Genomic DNA, 18,960 nt, shown 5'->3' on the forward strand with positions numbered 1-18,960 from the left:
CCCTGAAAAGGTCGTTTTATGACGAAATGGCTGCTGGCTGCCGGAGTCCTGATACCGCTTTGCGGCGCACAGGCTACACAGGAACCGGAAGCCGTGTACAACCGTGTTTGTGGTGCCTGTCATTCCGGCCAACTACCCATGGCGCCCGAAAGAGGCGATCAGGCAGCTTGGACGCCGAGGTTGGCGAAAGGTATGGAGACGCTGGTGCAACACGTGACCCAGGGTTTCAAGGCGATGCCGCCGCGTGGTTTGTGCATGGACTGCAGTGCCGAGGATTACCAGGCCATCATCCTTTGGATGAGCGAGAGTAAACCCGGTCCATAACTCTTAACCCTTAGCCGTAGTTGGATTAGCTGATGAACAAATTGATCGTGAGTCTGCTGTTGACCGTGGGAATCTCCGGCATCGCCCATGCTGCAGGTGATGCAGCAGCCGGCCAGGCAAAAGCTGCCGTGTGCGGAGCCTGCCATGGCCCGGACGGGAACAGCATGGCACCCAACTTCCCGAAACTGGCCGGTCAAGGTGAACGTTACCTCGACAAGCAGTTGCATGACATCAAGTCGGGCAAACGCCAGGTTCTGGAAATGACCGGCCTGCTGACCAACCTGAGCGATCAGGACCTGGCCGATATTGCCGCCTACTTTGCCAGTCAGAAGGGCAGCGTCGGCGCCGCCGATCCAAAAATCGTCGCCCGTGGTGAAGCCCTGTTCCGTGGCGGCAACCTGGACAAAGGCCTGCCAGCCTGCACCGGCTGCCACTCGCCGAACGGTGCCGGCAACGCCGCCGCCGGCTTCCCGCACCTGGGAGGCCAACACGCTCAATACATCGCCAAACAGCTGACCGACTTCCGCAAGGAAGAAGGCGGTCGCGCCAACGACGGCGATTCCATGCCGATGCGCACCATCGCACGCAAACTCAGCGACGAAGACATTGCTGCGGTCGCCAGCTACATTCAGGGCCTGCACTAACCGCCCTGCATCGAGCGTTACCGGTGATGGACATCTCCTGCAACGTTAACGCTCGATTAATCCGTCGCAGCAAGTATAAAAAGGGTGGCTTTGGCCGCCCTTTTTTGTGGCCGCTGCCGTTACACTACAGAACTCATGCCCGCCAGGATCTGTCTGAAAACAGGTCGCGCGAGGCGACCAAAATTGTCCAGGAGTAAAGCATGCGTAATCTGATCATCAGCGCCGCTCTCGTCGCTGCCAGCCTGTTCGGCGTGACCGCCCAGGCCGCCGAAGCACCCGCTGCCCCTTATGTCGAACTGGCCAACCCGGTGCCAGTGGCAGAGCCTGGCAAGATCGAAGTCGTGGAGCTGTTCTGGTACGGCTGCCCGCATTGCTACGCGTTCGAGCCGGTGATCAATCCCTGGGTTGAAAAACTGCCGTCCGACGTCAACTTCGTGCGCATTCCTGCCATGTTCGGTGGCCCGTGGGATGCTCACGGTCAAATGTTCCTGACCCTGGAAGCAATGGGCGTCGAGCACAAGGTTCACGCTGCGGTATTCAATGCGATCCAGAAAGAACACAAGAAGCTGACCGACAAGAACGACATGGCTGACTTCCTCGCCACACAAGGCGTGGACAAGGACAAGTTCCTCGCCACCTTTGACTCGTTCGCGATCAAAGGGCAGATCGTCAAGGCGCGTGAGCTGGCCAAGAAATATGAAATCACTGGCGTTCCAACCATGATCGTCAACGGCAAATACCGCTTCGACATCGGCTCTGCCGGTGGTGCCGAGCAAGCCCTGAAACTGGCTGATCAACTGGTCGCCAAAGAGCGAGCGGCCAACAAGGCAGCCGCCAACTAAGCGCGGTAACCGCCATGCGCCGCTGGGGCACCGAACGCAGCGTTGGCCTGCATGATCCGCAGGTCAACGAGCATCACCTGGAGTCCACGGGCCTGCCCGCAGACCATCGTCTGCGCTTGCTCAGCTTCAACATCCAGGTCGGCATCAGCACCGAACGCTATCGGCATTACCTGACCCGCAGCTGGCAGCACCTGCTGCCGCACACCGGGCGCTCAGGCAATCTGCAGAAGATCGGCGACCTGCTTGGCGACTTCGACCTGGTCGCCCTGCAGGAAGCCGATGGCGGCAGCCTGCGCTCAGGCTACGTCAATCAGGTCGAACACCTGGCCCACCTCGGCGCCTTCCCTTACTGGTATCAACAACTCAATCGCAACCTCGGCCGGCTGGCCCAGCACAGCAATGGCGTGCTCAGCCGACTGAAACCGTGGGCGATCGAAGACCATCCGCTGCCGGGCCCGAAAGGTCGCGGCGCAATCCTGCTGCGCTTTGGCGAAGGCCCGGAAGCGCTGGTGGTGGTGATGATGCACCTGGCCCTCGGCGCCCGGGTGCGCAGCCTGCAACTGGCCTACATTCGGGACCTGATCGGTGGCTACAAGCACCAGGTATTGATGGGCGACATGAACACCCACGCCAGCGATCTGCTACAACAGTCACCGTTACGCGATCTCGGCCTGCTGGCCCCGCAGATGCAAGCCACGTTTCCCAGCTGGCGGCCGCAGCGATGCTTGGATCATATTTTGCTCAGCCCGACCCTGACCCTGGAAAAGGTCGAAGTGCTGGCCCAACCCATTTCCGATCACCTGCCGGTCGCGGTAGAGATTCGTCTGCCGGGTTCGCTCACGGCCGATGCATTGCCCGCGTTGAGTCCTGCCCCTCGCGGAACCCCTGAATGAGCGACGACGCCCAGCGCTGGAAAGAGAAGTACCTCAAAAGTATCGAACAGCAGGACAAGCTCGAACGGCGCTGGGCCGCCCGGCTCGACTTGCTGCGCCGCGGTCTGGTACGCAGTACGCTGGCCGCTGAAGGCACCGACAAGGTTGTTGATCAGTGCATGAAAGAGATGCGCGACGTGGTGCGCACCGACGACATGGATGCCGGTCTCGCCGCCCTGCTGCCGCGCCTGGAGAAAGCCGTACTCGACTCCGAGCAGCGCCGCGAGACCCGCATTGATCAGGTCAGCACCGCGTTGACCGCGCTGGTTACCCAACTGCAAGCGTTGCCGCTGCCGCGGGAAGTCGCCCAGCCGCTGAAGAAATTCGCCAAGCAACTGGACAGTCGGGTCGGTCAGGCGCGGGAAATGCCGTTGCTGTTGAGCGAACTCAGCGGTTTGCAGGGCAAAGCGTTGAGCCAGCTGGAAACCCCACCCGCGCCGGACCGCCCGGGCTTTCTGCAACGCCTGTTTGGTAATCGCGAAGCCGAAGAAACGCCAGGGCCGCCAGGCCCGGAGCAAGCTCAAGCGCCTGCGCCAATATCAGCGCCGCCCTCAGCCAACACTGAACCTGATGTCAAGCCCGCACAGACGCCAACAGGCGAACCGACTCCGGCACCGGTCAGCGCCGCGCCGCTGTTGCAGCCGGCAGAGGCAAGCCCTCAACAGGCACCTGCAGCGCAACCGCAGGCCGAATCGCCTGTGGTTTCGTTTGTGCCGCCGGTCATTGCCATCGAGACGGCGCCCGAACCACTGCCTGAACTCAAACCGCCCCTCGAACCTCTGGCCCTGCCGCTTGCGCCACCAGCCCTCACTGCGGCGATCAACCCTGACGAGTTGATCCACCCGGGCGACGCCCCGGCCCCCTTGCTCCTCGACAGCCTGCCCCTGCCCGCCCCGATTGCCCAAGCCTTGGCTGCCATCGATCCGGAGCAGCCCGAGCAAGACATTCTCTACGCCCTGCCCGATTCGCCGGAGCCTTCCTACAGCTCGGTGGCCAAACACATCGAAGACACGCTGATCGGGCTGCTCGACGACCTAACCTTGCCAGAGCGCCATCGCCCGCAAGCCGAGGCCATGCGTGATCGCTTGAAAAATGGCCTGAACTGGTACGAACTCCTGCCCATTCTCGACGACCTTGCCACCTTGATGCTGGCAATCACCGACAGCGGCCAACACGAATTCGAAGCCTATCTGCAGCGGCTCAACGAACGCCTCGAAGCATTCCAGAGCAATTTGCAGGCCGCCAGCGAGGGCCATGCCGACAACAGCTCGGCAGCCCGGGCAATGGACACGCAGATTCGCGAGCAAGTCGACGGCTTGCAGACCAGCGTGCAGGAAGCGGCCGATCTGGATGATCTCAAGCGAGTGCTGGAGAACCATCTCGAAGGCCTGCTCGGTACCATGGACCAGCATCAGCAACAACGCGATGCCCGCGAGCAGGAAGTGGCAGCACGTCTCAAAGGCCTGGCCGAACGTGTGGCGCACATGGAGCAGGAAGCCCTGGGCTTTCGCGAACATCTGGAAGAACAGCGACAGAAAGCCCTGATCGACCCGTTGACCGGCCTGCCCAACCGCGCTGCCTGGAGCGAACGGCTGGAACACGAGATCAGGCAATGGCAACAACACGGCAACACCTTGAGCCTGGCGATGCTCGACCTCGATCATTTCAAGCGCATCAACGACAACTACGGCCATCTGGCGGGCGACAAGGTATTGAAAATCATCGCCACGGTGCTGCGCAAACGTCTGCGTGGGGCGGATTTCATTGCTCGTTTCGGCGGAGAGGAGTTCGTTCTGCTGTTGCCAGCCACCACGCCGGCCGTCGGCGCCAAATTGCTGGAAACCCTGCGAGCGGCCATCGAAGCGTGCCCGTTTCACTTCAAGGGTGAGCGAGTGACGATCACGATTTCCATGGGACTGGCGTCGTTCAAGCCGGGAGAACACAGCGATCTGGTGCTTAAAAGAGCCGATCAGGCGTTGTACCGAGCGAAAAACGGCGGACGTAACCGAGTCGAACTGGGCTGAGCAAGTTGTTCCATTTTGTTTAAATCGGCCCGTCAGGCGTCGATACGCAAGGCAGTACGTTACACTGTTGCATTATTGTCTTGCGCGTACTGCCTTCTGCCATGAAATTTTTTACCCTCCTCGCGTCGCTGCTCGTTCTGGCCGGTTGTGCCAGCGGCCCGCGTTATGACACCAGCCACCCTTCGGCCAATCACGACAGCCGCGTGCAGTTCGTGATCGTGCACTACACCTCCGCTTCCCTCGCCCGTTCGCTGCAACTGCTGACCCACGGCGAAGTCAGCAGCCACTATCTGATCGGCGACGACAAGGGCGGCACCATCTACAAACTGATGGATGAAAACCAGCGCGCCTGGCACGCCGGCGAGAGCCAGTGGCAGGGCCGTACCTGGCTAAACTCCAGCTCGATCGGCATCGAAATCGTCAATCCGGGCTTCAAGGACACGCCGACCGGGCGCCTGTGGTTCCCGTACAGCGAAGCGCAGATTCAATCGCTGATCGTTCTGCTCAAGGACATCAGCAAGCGCCAGGGCATCAGCCCGCGCCATATCATTGGCCACAGCGACATTGCGCCCCTGCGCAAACTCGACCCGGGTCCCTTGTTCCCATGGAAACGCCTGGCCGCCGAAGGCCTGGGCGTATGGCCCAATGAACAAGCGGTGGCCCGGCAGCAAGTGCAGTTCAACGCCGAACTGCCAAGCATCAGCTGGTTCCAGGAACAACTGGCGCGCATCGGTTACGACACCCCGCAGACCGGCGAGCTGGACGTCGCGACTCGCCATGTCCTGGCAGCGTTCCAGATGCACTTTCGCCCTTCACGCTTCGACGGTACACCGGACGCGCAAACAGCAGCGTTGTTGCAGGTCCTCAATCAGACAAAATAATGACGCCCGCCCGACGGTCAGGGCGAAAGCGTAATCAGCAGCTATAACTCATTGGTAATTCTTCGGATATTCCATGATGGTTGCTACCCGAGCGACGCTGCGTAGCTGGTTTTATCGCCCGTGGTTTTTGGCGATGATCGCGGCTGTCTTCAGTGCTGCATTGCTGATAGCCGGCGGAATGTTCGTCGCCATGCGCCAGATCGAACAGAACGAAAGCCAGGAAATGAACACCCAGGGCGAGCGCTTTCTGGCACGCCTTGAGCAGCTGTTCGGACAACTGCGTGAAAGTCTCGATGACCTCGAAGCGCAGCCGCTGCGCAGTTGCGATGAGGAAATGATCGCCACGCTGCAACAAGTCACCTTCAACTATCGCTTCGTCTATGAAGCGGCCTACATGGATGGTGCGCGGATATGCTCCAACCGGCCCCGCCAGGAAGGACTGTCGGTGGTTCGCGCACCGGATATCAAAGGACCGACCTACAGCTACTGGCTCAACACCACCACCGAACCGGATGAAAACCGTGCTGCGCTGATGCTCGGGCGCGGCAATTTTCGCGTGGCGACATCACGCGGGCATTTGACCGACATGGTCGACCTGCCGCCGGACAGCAGCCTTCTGGTGGTGCTGGACCACGGCAAACGGGCGATTCCGGTGCTGGGCACCGCGCAGACGTGGCCACCAACCGAAGCGTGGCCACCCAAAAGCCGCGCGCCCCTGCAAGTCACCCAGTCACGGCTGATCTACCGCATGCCAACCAACAATCCGGAATACCAGTTGGTGCTGATCACCCCGCGCAGCGGCATGCATATTCCCAGCGTCTGGTGGTGGATGGTGCCGATCTGCCTGCTGCTGGGGGCTTTTGTCGGGTTCTTTATATTTTTGCTGGTGCGCCAGCGCCAGTCACTGGACGCCGAACTCCAGGGCGCCATTCGACGTGGCGAGCTGCAAGTGCTGTATCAGCCGATCTTCGATCTCGATAGCCGCAATTGCGTGGGCGCCGAAGCCCTGCTGCGCTGGCGTCGCCCGGACGGCACGCTGACCAGTCCCGACCTGTTCATTCCATTGGCGGAAAACACCGGGCAGATCCGGCAGATGACAGACTTTGTCCTGCAACGGCTGCTGGAACAACTGGGACCGGTGCTGCGCGCCAATCCGCAGCTGTACATTTCGGTCAACCTCGCCGCCTGCGACGTGATGGTGCCGCGCATCGGCCAGGTCATGGCCAGGCTGTTGACCCTGCACCGGGTTGCGGCGCGGCAGATCGCCTTCGAAGTCACTGAGCGCGGGTTGATCGATGTGGTGGTGGCGCGGGAGAACCTGCAAGCCTTGCGCGATGTCGGCCATCAAGTGCTGATCGATGACTTCGGTACCGGTTATTGCAGCCTCGCCTACCTGCAGACGCTGCCAGTGGATTGCCTGAAGATCGACAAGGCCTTCATCGACGCGCTCGGCCATGATGCGGCCAGCAGCGGCGTTGCGCCGCACATCATTCACATGGCGCAGGCTCTGGAGTTGAAGGTAATTGCCGAAGGCATCGAGCACGAAGCGCAAGCCGTGTTTCTCAGCAGTGAGGGGGTCAAGTTCGGTCAGGGCTGGCTGTTCGCCCAGGCCCTGAGTGCGGTGCAGTTCATCGAACTGATCACCCGTGGGCGGCGCCTCACCGGGCGCCGCCTGGACGACGAAGCCTAGACCGCCAGCGCCATGTAGAACTGCGTGCCCTGCCCCGGCCGCGAATAGACGCCCATCCGCCCGCCATGCAGCTGGACGATTTCCTTGCACAGCGCCAGACCCAGCCCGGCGCCACCCTTCTTGCGCCCGACCTGCACGAACGGCTCGAATATCCGCCCCTGCTGACCGTAGGCAATGCCTTCGCCGTTGTCTTCGACGCTGATGATCACCCGTTCGCCATGCCGCCGCGCCTGCAGGCGAATCTGGCCGTCGCGGGCGGTATGGCGCAGAGCGTTGTCGATCAGGTTGTCGAGCACCCGCTCAAGCTGTGCCTGATCGGCCTGCAGACGCGGTAACGGCCCTTGCACTTCGACGCTCAGGGCAATGCCTTTGCCCGCAGCGCAATCGGCGAAGCGCGACTGCGCCTGCTCCAGCAAATCTTCGATGGAGCACGGCGCCAGGGTGAGTTTCTGCAAGCCGTTCTGATAGCGCGAGAAGTTGAGCAAGTCGTTGATCAACTGCATCAAGCGCTGCATCTCTTCGTTGACCGTGTCGAGCAGGTCCGCCTCGCGTGACTCCGGGGGGAACTTCGCACGTTCGCGAAACAGGCCGAACGCCATGTGCATGCCGGTGACCGGCGTCCGCAGTTCATGGGAGGCGCGCAGCACGAACTCGCTGCGCACGCGCTCGAAGGCGCGTTGCTCGGTGACATCGTGCAGCACCATCACCGCCCCCAGAATATGCCCCTGGATGTGACTGACCGGGGTCAAACTGTAGGTCAGCAAGCGCGATTCGCCATCGACTTCAATGCTCAAATCTTCCGGGGCGCGCTCAAGGGTGCCGCCGCGCAGCACCAGTTGCAGTTGCGCGTCGAGCTCCGGGCGCTCGAGCGCAGTGCCCAGGCCTTGACCGAGACGGTCACTGTCCCAACCCAACTGACGCTGAGCCACTGGATTGAGGTGCTCCAGATGCCCTTCACGGTCGATCATCAACAAGCCGTCGTCGATGCTGTCGAGCACCGCCTGCAGGCGTTGCTGACCGGCCAGCAATTCGTCGACGTTGGTCGCCTGATGCTCGCGCAGCGCCTCAGCCATCAGCCCGAAGCGCTTGGTCAGCTGGTTCATTTCCATCGCCGAGGAAATCGGCAGCGTCACTTCGAAATTGCCTTGGCCGATGTTGTCCGCCGCTTTGGCCAGCGCCTCGATGGGCGCGCCAAAACGCCGGGCAATGGCGTGCGCGGTGACGAAGCCGATAATCAGCACCGCCAATCCCACCAGCCCGAGCAGACCGGAGACCAGCAGTGCCCTTTCCCGGGCGTCATGCTGCACTGCGTTGATGTTGTCCAGTGCGTGCTTGTGCTCGGTAATCAAACCGTTGCGCAAGGTGTTGAAGCGTTCCCTGAGGTCGCTGTTGCCACTGAGCACATTGCCCGGATCACGCGACATCTCGAACGCCTGGAGAAAACTCAGGTAGTCAGCCTTGGCCTGGGTAAACCCGTACTGTCGGCCATCGCCCTCTGCCTCTTGGGAAATGCCTTCATCCAGCAATTGCAGGTAATGCTGCTTTGACGCTTCGAACGCGACTGGGTCGGGCTTTTCGGCCAGCATCAGCACCAGTTGATCGCCGAGGGTCTGGCGCAGTTTGAGCCCCAGGTCGAGGGTCACGAAGTTGCTGCGGATCGTTGCTTCCTGAGTACCGGCCATCTGCATCACGCTGACCAGCCCGAGCAACAGCCCGAGCAAGGCGACCGTGATCAGCGCAGAGATGCTCAGAAACAAGCGAGTGCGCAACTTCATCGCCAGTTTCATCGTCGGGCGCTCACAGGTTGTACTGCTTGCGCTTGCGATACAGGGTCGACGCGTCGATGCCCAAGGTTTTCGCCGCCTGATCAAGGGTGCCTGCCGTTGCCAGCACCGCGCCGATGTGGGCTTTTTCCAGTTCATCGAGGCTCAGCGCGGCACCGACTCGCGGTGCGTTGTTCGCCGGTTGCTCGGCCATCCCGAGGTGGCTGATTTCCACGCGTTCCTGCGGGCAGATAATGCTGGCCCGTTCCACCACGTTACGCAGCTCTCGGATGTTGCCCGGCCAGCGATAACCCAACAGCGCTTCGCGCGCCTCATCACTAAAGCCCCGTGCCGGGCGCGCGTACTCTTTGACGAAGCGCGCGAGGAAGCGGTCGGCAAGGGTCAGGATGTCCTCGGCACGTTCGCGCAATGGCGGCAGATGCAGGGTGATCACGTTGAGGCGATACAACAGGTCTTCACGGAAGCGCCCGTCGCGCACCATGTCCTCAAGATTGAGGTTGGTCGCGGCGAGAATCCGCACATCGGCACGACGGGTCACTGGATCGCCAACCCGCTCATATTCCTTGTCCTGAATAAAACGCAGCAACTTTGGTTGCAAAGTTAGCGGAAAATCGCCGATCTCATCGAGAAACAGCGTGCCGCCGTCCGCCTGATTGACTCGACCAAGCGTACTTTCGCTGGCGCCGGTAAACGCACCGCGACTGTGGCCGAACAGCTCGCTCTCCATCAGTTCCGCAGTCAACGACGGGCAGTTGATGGTCACGCAGGATTTTTTCTCGCGCTTGCTCCAGCCATGAATGGCCCGGGCCAGTTCGCCCTTACCCGTGCCGGATTCGCCGAGAATAAGGATGTTGGCGTCGGTACCGGCGACCTGCCGCGCAGTTTCCAGCACGACTTTCATCGCCGGGCTGTGGGAGTCGAGGCCGTCCTTGGGTTTGCGGATCTCGCCTTCGAGGGCTTCCAGACGCGCCGAGAGCTGACGCACTTCCAGTTGTTTGGCGGTGGCCAGGCGCAACTGGTCGGGGCTGCACGGTTTGACCAGATAATCGGCGGCGCCCGCCTGGATCGCATCCACTGCGGTATCAACCGCCGAGTGGGCGGTGACAATGACCACGCGCATCCATGGCGCCTGAATGCGCATCTGTGCCAGTACGTCGAGACCGTTGTCTTCACCCAGACGCAAATCAAGGAAGCACAGGTCAAACACCTGACGTTGCAACAATGCCTCGGCCTGAGCCGCGCTGTTGGCGGTGGCCACTGTGTAACCTTCGTCTTCGAGGCAGTAACGAAAGGTTCGCAGGATGGCGGACTCATCGTCCACCAGCAGAATGCGGCCTTGATGCTCAGTGGCAGATTCCATTTTTCCTACGCTCCATAGTGATTGATCTTGGGTTAGTCCCGGAAAAATCGGGCAAGTTGCATGGTTGATTCTGAACGATGCGAGCCATGGGAGGGTAGCTCTCTCCTGCCATAACGGCCAATCCATTGATTTTGTTGAGTTTTTAAACAATCACCGATTCGCAGGGGTAACCCCGCGTACATTTCTGACATCCAGGACGTGCTCTCAATTCCATAAGAATGAAATCTCCTACGAAATAATCGTGCATTCCGCACGACCGTAGACGCCCCATCGTGCAGGATGCGTCCGTCGCTGAATTTTAATTACTTATAAGCTATTGATTTTGTTGAATATTTTTCAATGAAAAAACTGGCATGCAGCCTGCAATAACTCATTCAGCCCGGGCAGATTCCACTGCCCCAACCGAATAAGAGTGAGGAACCCAGGATGACTCGCCAACGTGCCGCCCAAGTGCGTATCTCGCCACTGCATATCCAGCAAGGCCTGTTTGGCGTGCTTGCACTGTTGATCACCCTGATCGCCTGCCAGCAATACCTGAGCTGGGAAAACAGCCAGAAGCCTGAGCCGCTGATCTCGATTCAACACAGCACGCAGACGCACTTCAGCGCCGTCAGCAGCAGTCAGGCCGAAAGCGCCTCGATGCGCATGATGGATGTCGATCAGCCGCAGCCGCTGGATCAACTTCCACGTGAAGAGCGCTGGGTTTTCTGACGAACCAACGAATTCGGGCGCCTGGCGCCAGGACACGCAATATCCCTAAATAGAGAAGTAAGGAGAATCACCATGTTGAGTTGGGCAATTACATTCTTGATCATTGCCATCATCGCCGCCGTCTTGGGCTTCGGTGGTATCGCGGGCACCGCCACGGGTATCGCCAAGATTCTCTTTGTCGTGTTCCTGGTAATGTTCATCGCGTCCTTCTTCTTTGGCCGTCGCGGCCGAGGTTAACGATGATTGCGTTAAAGACACTGGCAGCCGCCCTGCTTCTGGGCGGTAGTGCCATGGCGATCGCGGCCAATGATGGCCAGGCGCGGGTCAACGAGCTGCTCAGCTCCGACCCGCAATACCGGGAAACCTGGCAAGGCGTCGTGAAGCATGAAGAGCGCCTCCCGGAGTGGGTGATGAACCTTTCCGGTACGCCAGAGCAGCAGATGAATGCCGTGACCGAAGATGGCGACAAGTATCTGGTCGGCCCGCTCTGCGAATCCGCAGACAAGTGCCTGAATCACCGCTTGATCGTAGCGTTCAGCTTCGACAAGAAAGATGCCTACGCCATGCTCGTCGATGTGCCCGAAGGACTGCCGGCCGACAAGTCGCCCACGCGACATGCCACTTACCGCTTCCTCGGCAAACCGGATCAGGGCATGCAGAACCTGCTGATGGAAACGCTGAAGAAAGATCCGAACTGGTACTGATTCGAACATGAGGGCAGCGCCCCGCTGCCCTTTATTGCGCCTGCCCGAGGAAGGCCGGCGCATGACCAGGGGGCCGGGACGTTCTGACTGTTACAGGGTCGGAGTGACCTACGGGTACAGGGAGTGCCTGCGCGAGGGCCGGGTCAGGGTAAAAGCTGCGACGCAGGTTCGCCGACCCTCAGCGGCTCGACGGACTTGCGCTGAGCTTTGCGCGATACAAAACATTGATCCAGAGCGTCCTGCTCGCCTTTTTATGGTTCAGACTGCGCGCGAAAACATTTCGCCGTGTTTCCTGGCGACCGTATATCGAGAAAGAGCCCCTTTAAACTGTGGGACTTCTAGTCTGCAAATGTAGGCTTTTTCCTGAATTTTTCGATGAATTCACTCGTTCAAAAAACAACCAACCCAAGCTGAAATGGCCGGTTCACGGCACTTATGCCGGCTGAAATGTCGTAATCGAACCGCTTGGGACGCCAGTTTCATTTAAAAAATCTCATGCCGATTCGGCATAGGGTAGGCGTTTACGGCATTAGACGGCGCAACCTTGCATCGGAATAGTTGCGCCTTTTTTCGCCTGCCGAAGAGCCGTAAATACGCGCTTCGGGGCACCTTATACGGAGGCAGATGCACAGACTTTTCCGCTAAAGAGCGTTCCAGTTGCTGCATGTGCCTGAGTCAAACGCAAGTAAGGGTAAAGATAATGAAGAAGGCAAAACTCAGCCTCGCCTGGCAGATCCTCATCGGTCTGGTTTTAGGGATTGCAATTGGTGCGTTGCTCAACCACTTCAGTGCCGAAAAAGCCTGGTGGATCAGCAACGTCCTGCAACCGGCAGGCGATATCTTTATCCGTCTGATCAAGATGATCGTGATTCCGATCGTCATCTCCTCCCTGATCGTCGGCATCGCCGGCGTGGGCGACGCCAAGAAACTCGGGCGTATCGGCCTGAAGACCATCATCTACTTTGAAGTCGTCACCACCATCGCGATCATCGTCGGCCTGCTGCTGGCCAACCTGTTCCACCCGGGTGCCGGCATCGACATGAGCACCCTGGGCACCGTGGATATCTCCAAGTACCAGGCGACCGCCGCCGAAGTACAACATGAACACGCGTTCATCGAGACCATCCTCAACCTGATCCCGTCGAACATCTTCGCGGCCATGGCCCGCGGCGAAATGCTGCCGATCATTTTCTTCTCCGTACTGTTCGGTCTCGGTCTGTCGAGCCTGCAGTCGGACCTGCGCGAGCCGCTGGTGAAGATGTTCCAGGGCGTCTCGGAAAGCATGTTCAAAGTCACCCACATGATCATGAACTACGCCCCGATCGGCGTTTTCGCCCTGATCGCGGTGACCGTGGCCAACTTCGGTTTCGCCTCGCTGCTGCCGCTGGCCAAGCTGGTGATCCTGGTTTACGTCGCCATCGCTTTCTTTGCTTTCGTGGTGCTGGGCCTGATCGCCAAGCTGTTCGGCTTCTCGGTGATCAAGCTGATGCGCATCTTCAAGGATGAGCTGGTCCTGGCTTACTCCACCGCCTCCTCGGAAACCGTACTGCCACGCGTCATCGAGAAGATGGAAGCCTATGGCGCACCGAAAGCCATCTGCTCCTTCGTGGTCCCGACCGGCTACTCGTTCAACCTCGACGGTTCGACCCTGTATCAGTCGATCGCCGCCATCTTCATTGCCCAGCTGTACGGCATCGACCTGTCGATCAGCCAGCAACTGCTGCTGGTGCTGACTCTGATGGTTACCTCCAAAGGCATCGCCGGCGTACCGGGCGTGTCCTTCGTGGTGCTGCTGGCGACGCTGGGCAGTGTCGGTATCCCGCTGGAAGGCCTGGCGTTCATCGCCGGTGTCGACCGCATCATGGACATGGCCCGTACCGCACTGAACGTGATCGGCAACGCCCTGGCGGTACTGGTTATCGCACGTTGGGAAGGCATGTACGACGACGCCAAGGGCCAGCGCTACTGGAACTCCCTGCCACACTGGCGCAGCAAGGAAAAACTGCCGGCTGGCGAAATTTCCAAGAACTGATAGCTGAACCTCTGTAGGAGCTGCCGCAGGCTGCGATCTTTTGATCTTGCTTTTAAAGATCGCAGCCTTCGGCAGCTCCTACAGGTGATTGAGGCAAGCCTTACCGACAAACCCCGGAGCAATCCGGGGTTTGTCGTTTCTGGCGACCCCGCTATCATTCGCCGCATCTTCCGGGGGATTTGACTGATGCTTAATGGCCTGTGGCTTGGCTTCTTCGTCGTGGCAGCAATATCTGCGCTGGTGCAGTGGCTGGTCGGCGGCAACGCCGGGATTTTCGCAGCGATGGTGGAAAGCATTTTCGCCATGGCCAAACTCTCGGTCGAGGTCATGGTCCTGCTGTTCGGTACGCTGACCCTGTGGCTGGGCTTTCTGCGCATCGCTGAAAAGGCCGGGATCGTCGAGTGGCTGGCAAAAGTGCTGGGCCCGCTGTTCCTGCGGCTGATGCCGGAAGTCCCGGCCGGACACCCGGCGCTCGGTTTGATCACCCTGAACTTCGCCGCCAACGGCCTGGGCCTGGACAACGCCGCCACCCCAATCGGCCTCAAGGCCATGAAGGCGCTGCAGGAGCTCAACCCCAGCGCGACCATCGCCAGCAACGCGCAGATCCTGTTTCTGGTGCTCAACGCCTCGTCGCTGACCCTGTTGCCGGTGACCATCTTCATGTACCGCGCCCAGCAAGGCGCACCAGATCCGACTCTGGTGTTTCTGCCGATTCTGCTGGCGACCAGTTGCTCGACTATTGTCGGCTTCCTCTCGGTGGCGTTCATGCAACGCCTGCGCATCTGGGACCCGGTGGTGCTGGCCTATCTGATTCCCGGCGCACTGATCCTCGGCGGCTTCATGGCGCTGCTGGCGACGATGTCGGCCACGGCGCTGGCCGGGCTGTCGTCGATCCTTGGCAACCTGACGCTGTTCGGCCTGATCATGCTGTTCCTGGTGATCGGCGCGTTACGCAAGGTCAAGGTCTACGAGGCGTTTGTCGAGGGCGCGAAGGAGGGCTTCGACGTCGCCAGGAACCTGCTGCCGTATCTGGTGGCGATGCTCTGTGCGATTGGCGTACTGCGCGCATCCGGAGCGCTGGACTTTGGCCTGGACGGCATCCGCCATCTGGTGCAGTGGGCCGGTTGGGATACGCGTTTTGTCGACGCGCTGCCGACGGCGATGGTCAAACCGTTTTCCGGCAGCGCCGCACGGGCGATGCTGATCGAGACAATGAAGACCTCCGGCGTCGACAGCTTCCCGGCGCTGGTGGCGGCGACAATTCAGGGCAGCACCGAAACCACGTTCTATGTGCTGGCGGTGTATTTCGGTGCGGTGGGAATTCAGCGCGCAAGGCATGCCGTTGGATGCGCGCTGCTGGCCGAACTGGCCGGTGTGCTCGGCGCGATTGGCGTGTGCTACTGGTTCTTTGGTTGAAGCAAAAGATCGCAGCCTTCGGCAGCTCCTACAAAGGCACGCATAACCCTGTAGGAGCTGCCGAAGGCTGCGATCCTGGCGACTTCAGGGTTTAACTGGAGCCAATTGCTGGCCTTGCTGAACAGCCCACGCAACAACCTTGGCCGTCAGCCGATCACTGGCCAGTCCAAACCCTGCCACCACCGCCGGCACTTGCACATCGCTCAGCGGTTGGCGCTCTTCAAAGCGCCGACTGGCGAGAATCTTCTGGTCATAGCCGCGCACCAACAACGCATCGACGCGCACCACGACGCTGGCCTGATTGCCCTGATACTCGGTCTGAAACGCCTGCAAGCTGCCGCCCAGTTCCAGATCCGCAGCGAAGTTGCTGTCATCGGTGCTGAGCAATGTCACCCGACCATCGCGGGCAAAACCATCGAGCAGCCGATTACGCACCAGCACCGGCGCCGGATCGCTCCAGCGCGAGGCTTTGTAGCTGCTGATCACGTCACCCTGTGGAATCACCGCGATGTTCGGCCGGTTCAGCGCTTCGCTGGCCTGCAATTTGTTCAGGCGCAGCGACCAGTGTTGGGTCGCCGCCGAACTGGCCGAGGCGGGCGCTTGCGCGGCGGGCAGGCGATAGACATCCGAAGGTTCGGCCTTGGGCAGGATCGAACACGCCGAGAGCAGGGTAAAACTGGCGAGGAAGGCGAAGTGAGTCAGCTTCATGGGGTGAATTCCTTGTTCTTGTCACTGCCCAGCAGGTAGCCGCTGGGGTTGGCCTCAAGGCGTTGGGAAATGCCGCGCAGCGAGGTCAGGGTTTCGCGCAGTTCGCGGATCGCCGGCGCCAGGCCATTGAGGCCCTGCATACCGTTGTCGAGGGAGTTCTGGTTCTTGCTCAGCAGGCCGTTGATGGTGGCGCTGCTCTGTTCCAGCGACTTCATCGCCTGCTCGGCACTGCCCAGCGCCTGCTTGCCCTGATCGTTGAGCAGGCCGTTGGCGTTGCGCATCAGTGCCGAGGTTTGCTCGAGCATGCTGCCGGCTTGTTTGCCGACGCTCGCTAGTTGCTGCATGGCCTGACGCAAGTCGCCGCGCTGATCGTTGATCGAACCGGTGGTCTGTTCCAGATGCGCCAGAGTGTTGCTGACGCGCTCGACGTTCTCCGGGGAAAACATCTGGTTGGCATTGTTCAACAGGGCGGTGACGCCGGTCATCAGGTCGTTGCTGTCGTTAAGCAGCCGGGAAATGGGCGAGGGCGCCGCGACGATGGTCGGCAATTCGCCGTCGTGTCCGCGCAGTTTCGGACTCTCCGGGGTACCGCCGCTGAGCTGGATGATCGAAGTGCCGGTGATCCCGGCCAGCGCCAGTTTGGCCTGGGTGTCTTCCTTGACCGGGGTGTCACCACCCAGACGAATCCGCGCCAGCACCCGGCGCGGGTCTTTCGGGTCGAGGCGCAGGCTGACCACGTCACCGACCTTGATCCCGCTGTACTGCACGGGGCTGCCCTTGGACAGGCCGCTGACCGCCTCATTGAAGACGATTTCATAATCCTTGAACTCGCTGTCGACGCTGGACTTGGCCAGCCACAGACCGAAGAGCAGGGCGCCCGCCACGACAATTACGGCGAACAGGCCGATCAACACATGATGGGCTCGGGTTTCCATGTCAGACCTCGTTGAGCAATTTGGCGGCGTCCAGCGCCGAGCGGCCACGCGGGCCGTGGAAGTATTCGTGAATCCACGCGTCATCGGTTTCCGAGACCACGTCGATCGGGCCGGCGACCAGTACCTTCTTCTGCGCCAGCACCGCCACACGGTCGGTGATGGTGTAGAGCGTGTCGAGGTCGTGGGTCACCAGAAACACGCTCAGGCCCAGCGCATCACGCAGGGTCAGGATCAGTTGATCGAACTGCGCCGCGCCAATCGGATCGAGGCCGGCGGTGGGCTCGTCGAGAAACAGGATGTCCGGATCCAGCGCCAGCGCCCGGGCCAGCGCGGCGCGCTTGATCATCCCGCCGGACAGCGACGCCGGGTATTTGTCCGCCGCCGACAGCGGCAGCCCGGCCAGCGCCAGTTTCACCGCCGCCAGATGCTCAGCGTCGTTGCGGCTCAGACCGGCGTGTTCGATCAGCGGCAGGGCGACGTTTTCGGTCACCGTCAGCGAGGAAAACAGCGCGCCTTTCTGGAACAGCACGCCGAAACGCCGCTCGACCAGTGAGCGCTCATGCTCGGACAGGCTCGGCAGGTTCTGCCCGAACACCTTTACGTTGCCTTCGCTGGGCCGGCGCAGGCCGACAATGCTGCGCAGCAGCACCGATTTGCCGCTGCCGGAACCGCCGACCACGGCGAGGATTTCGCCCTTGTACAGATCCAGATCGAGATTCTCGTGCACGCTCTGGCTGCCAAAGCGATTGCACAGGCCACGGACTTCGATCACCGCCTCCGAGGGCGCACGGGGTAAACGACTCACCAGCCCATCTCCATGAAGAACAGCGCAGCCACCGCGTCGAGCACGATCACCACGAAAATCGACTGCACCACGGCGGACGTGGTGTGCGCGCCGACCGATTCGGCGCTGCCACTGACCTTGAAGCCTTCCAGGCAACCAATGGTTGCAATCAGGAAGGCAAACACCGGCGCTTTGACCAGACCAACCAGAAAGTGCTGAATGCCGATGTCGCTCTGCAACAGCGAGAGGAACATCGCCGGCGAAATCCCCAGCGACACCGCGCACACCACGCCGCCGCCAATGATCCCGCAGAGCATCGCCAGAAACGTCAGCATCGGCAGCGCCACCAGCATCGCCAATACCCGCGGCACTACCAGCAGCTCCATCGGATCGAGGCCGAGGGTGCGGATTGCGTCGATCTCTTCGTTAGCCTTCATCGAACCGATCTGCGCGGTAAACGCGCTGGCGGTGCGTCCGGCCATCAGGATTGCCGTGAGCAGCACACCGAACTCACGCAGGAAGGAGAAGCCCACCAAGTCCACGGTAAAGATCGTCGCACCGAAACTGGCCAGCACCGTGGCACCGAGAAACGCCACCACCGCGCCCACCAGAAAGGTCAGCAGCGCCACAATCGGCGCGGCGTCGAGGCCGGTCTGTTCGATGTGGGCGACGACGGGGGTGATGCGCCAGCGCTTGGGACGAAACAGGCTGCGGGCAATGGTTTCGAGGATCAGGCCAATGAAACCCAGTACTTGCAAGGTGTCCTGCCAGACCGTTTCCACCGCACGCCCGATGCGGGTCAGCAGTTGCACGCTGACGCTGACTTCCGGCTCCTTGATCGGCACACAGAAGTCGGTCAGCGAGCGATACACCGTTTGCAGCAGCGCGCGGTCAGCCTGGGAAATCGTGCAGTCAGGGTGTTCGGCGGAGCGGCCCAGACGCTCGGAACCGAGCAGCTCCACCAGCAACGAAGCGCCCGCAGTGTCGAGGGCACCGAGGCTGTTGAGGTCGACCACGGTGTTGGCGTCGTACTGGCCGGTCAGTTGTTCGGTCAGGTGCTTGAGGTCGACGTAATGGGCAAGCGTCCAGTCCCCGGAAACCCGCAGGCGGGCAGGGCTGATCGACGTGTCCAGCTGGGCATTACCGCTCATTGAGCTGCTGATCATAAGCTCCGTGCTTGTTCGGCTAT

At 60.8% G+C, this 18,960-nt stretch carries 18 protein-coding genes; 12 read left to right on the forward strand and 6 right to left on the reverse strand.

The genetic code is table 11. From position 1 onward, the window contains the following. Positions 1-18: 18 nt before the first annotated feature. The 7 genes from AB1J88_RS20395 (at position 19) to AB1J88_RS20425 (ending at position 7,337) form a co-directional block, all read left to right on the forward strand. Positions 19-324, forward strand: a complete 306-nt coding sequence (locus tag AB1J88_RS20395; protein WP_041073683.1) for a c-type cytochrome — start codon at positions 19-21, stop codon at positions 322-324. Between the two features lie 32 nt (positions 325-356). After that, on the forward strand, positions 357-968 hold the full coding sequence (locus tag AB1J88_RS20400; RefSeq protein ID WP_041073681.1) for a c-type cytochrome: 612 nt from the start codon (positions 357-359) through the stop codon (positions 966-968). Positions 969-1,168: 200 nt separating this feature from the next. Further along, positions 1,169-1,810: a thiol:disulfide interchange protein DsbA/DsbL gene (locus AB1J88_RS20405; protein ID WP_430291840.1), complete on the forward strand. Its 642-nt coding sequence runs from the start codon at positions 1,169-1,171 to the stop codon at positions 1,808-1,810. A gap of 14 nt (positions 1,811-1,824) precedes the next feature. Continuing rightward, positions 1,825-2,703 (forward strand): endonuclease/exonuclease/phosphatase family protein, encoded by an 879-nt coding sequence (locus AB1J88_RS20410; RefSeq protein WP_430291841.1) that lies wholly within the window; start codon positions 1,825-1,827, stop codon positions 2,701-2,703. Next, entirely contained in the window at positions 2,700-4,766 is a 2,067-nt protein-coding gene (locus tag AB1J88_RS20415) for a diguanylate cyclase (protein ID WP_430291842.1), read from the forward strand. The genes AB1J88_RS20410 and AB1J88_RS20415 overlap by 4 nt, the downstream gene beginning before the upstream one ends. 101 nt (positions 4,767-4,867) lie before the next feature. Continuing rightward, the gene (locus AB1J88_RS20420) at positions 4,868-5,647 is read left to right on the forward strand and encodes an N-acetylmuramoyl-L-alanine amidase (RefSeq protein ID WP_041073676.1); all 780 of its coding nucleotides are present in this window, start codon (positions 4,868-4,870) and stop codon (positions 5,645-5,647) included. Between the two features lie 76 nt (positions 5,648-5,723). Next, entirely contained in the window at positions 5,724-7,337 is a 1,614-nt protein-coding gene (locus tag AB1J88_RS20425; RefSeq protein WP_177327929.1) for an EAL domain-containing protein, read from the forward strand. Here AB1J88_RS20425 and AB1J88_RS20430 read toward each other — a convergent pair. Both AB1J88_RS20430 and algB read right to left on the reverse strand, forming a co-directional pair. After that, positions 7,334-9,124, reverse strand: coding sequence for a KinB sensor domain-containing domain (locus tag AB1J88_RS20430; protein ID WP_041073672.1), 1,791 nt, complete (start codon positions 9,122-9,124; stop codon positions 7,334-7,336). The genes AB1J88_RS20425 and AB1J88_RS20430 overlap by 4 nt on opposite strands. A gap of 10 nt (positions 9,125-9,134) precedes the next feature. After that, entirely contained in the window at positions 9,135-10,481 is a 1,347-nt protein-coding gene (algB, locus tag AB1J88_RS20435; RefSeq protein ID WP_047297450.1) for a sigma-54-dependent response regulator transcription factor AlgB, read from the reverse strand. 426 nt (positions 10,482-10,907) lie between these two features. On the opposite strand from algB, the gene AB1J88_RS20440 reads away from it, so the two are divergent. From AB1J88_RS20440 to AB1J88_RS20460, 5 genes are all read left to right on the forward strand, one after another. Beyond that, positions 10,908-11,192: a hypothetical protein gene (locus AB1J88_RS20440; protein ID WP_047297449.1), complete on the forward strand. Its 285-nt coding sequence runs from the start codon at positions 10,908-10,910 to the stop codon at positions 11,190-11,192. 72 nt (positions 11,193-11,264) lie between these two features. Next, positions 11,265-11,429: a DUF1328 domain-containing protein gene (locus AB1J88_RS20445; protein WP_003177151.1), complete on the forward strand. Its 165-nt coding sequence runs from the start codon at positions 11,265-11,267 to the stop codon at positions 11,427-11,429. A 2-nt stretch (positions 11,430-11,431) separates the two neighbouring features. Further along, positions 11,432-11,896: an inhibitor of vertebrate lysozyme family protein gene (locus AB1J88_RS20450; RefSeq protein WP_047297448.1), complete on the forward strand. Its 465-nt coding sequence runs from the start codon at positions 11,432-11,434 to the stop codon at positions 11,894-11,896. Positions 11,897-12,596: 700 nt separating this feature from the next. After that, positions 12,597-13,928 (forward strand): glutamate/aspartate:proton symporter GltP, encoded by a 1,332-nt coding sequence (gene gltP / locus AB1J88_RS20455; RefSeq protein ID WP_047297447.1) that lies wholly within the window; start codon positions 12,597-12,599, stop codon positions 13,926-13,928. Positions 13,929-14,114: 186 nt separating this feature from the next. After that, positions 14,115-15,344, forward strand: a complete 1,230-nt coding sequence (locus AB1J88_RS20460) for a nucleoside recognition domain-containing protein (RefSeq protein WP_108181256.1) — start codon at positions 14,115-14,117, stop codon at positions 15,342-15,344. Positions 15,345-15,428: 84 nt separating this feature from the next. Here AB1J88_RS20460 and AB1J88_RS20465 read toward each other — a convergent pair whose 3' ends face one another. Genes AB1J88_RS20465 through AB1J88_RS20480 form a run of 4 tightly spaced genes read right to left on the reverse strand, consistent with a single transcriptional unit; the run spans position 15,429 to position 18,937 of the window. Then, the gene (locus tag AB1J88_RS20465; RefSeq protein ID WP_430291843.1) at positions 15,429-16,052 is read right to left on the reverse strand and encodes an ABC-type transport auxiliary lipoprotein family protein; all 624 of its coding nucleotides are present in this window, start codon (positions 16,050-16,052) and stop codon (positions 15,429-15,431) included. Next, positions 16,049-16,987, reverse strand: a complete 939-nt coding sequence (locus tag AB1J88_RS20470; RefSeq protein ID WP_041073659.1) for an MlaD family protein — start codon at positions 16,985-16,987, stop codon at positions 16,049-16,051. The genes AB1J88_RS20465 and AB1J88_RS20470 overlap by 4 nt, the downstream gene beginning before the upstream one ends. 1 nt (position 16,988) lies before the next feature. Next, positions 16,989-17,792: an ABC transporter ATP-binding protein gene (locus tag AB1J88_RS20475; protein WP_041073657.1), complete on the reverse strand. Its 804-nt coding sequence runs from the start codon at positions 17,790-17,792 to the stop codon at positions 16,989-16,991. Then, complete coding sequence (locus tag AB1J88_RS20480) at positions 17,789-18,937, reverse strand: MlaE family lipid ABC transporter permease subunit (protein WP_430291844.1); 1,149 nt, start codon at positions 18,935-18,937, stop codon at positions 17,789-17,791. The genes AB1J88_RS20475 and AB1J88_RS20480 overlap by 4 nt, the downstream gene beginning before the upstream one ends. Positions 18,938-18,960 lie beyond the last annotated feature (23 nt).

It is taken from the genome of Pseudomonas sp. S8, assembly GCF_050473925.1.
Lineage (GTDB): Bacteria > Pseudomonadota > Gammaproteobacteria > Pseudomonadales > Pseudomonadaceae > Aquipseudomonas > Aquipseudomonas parakoreensis.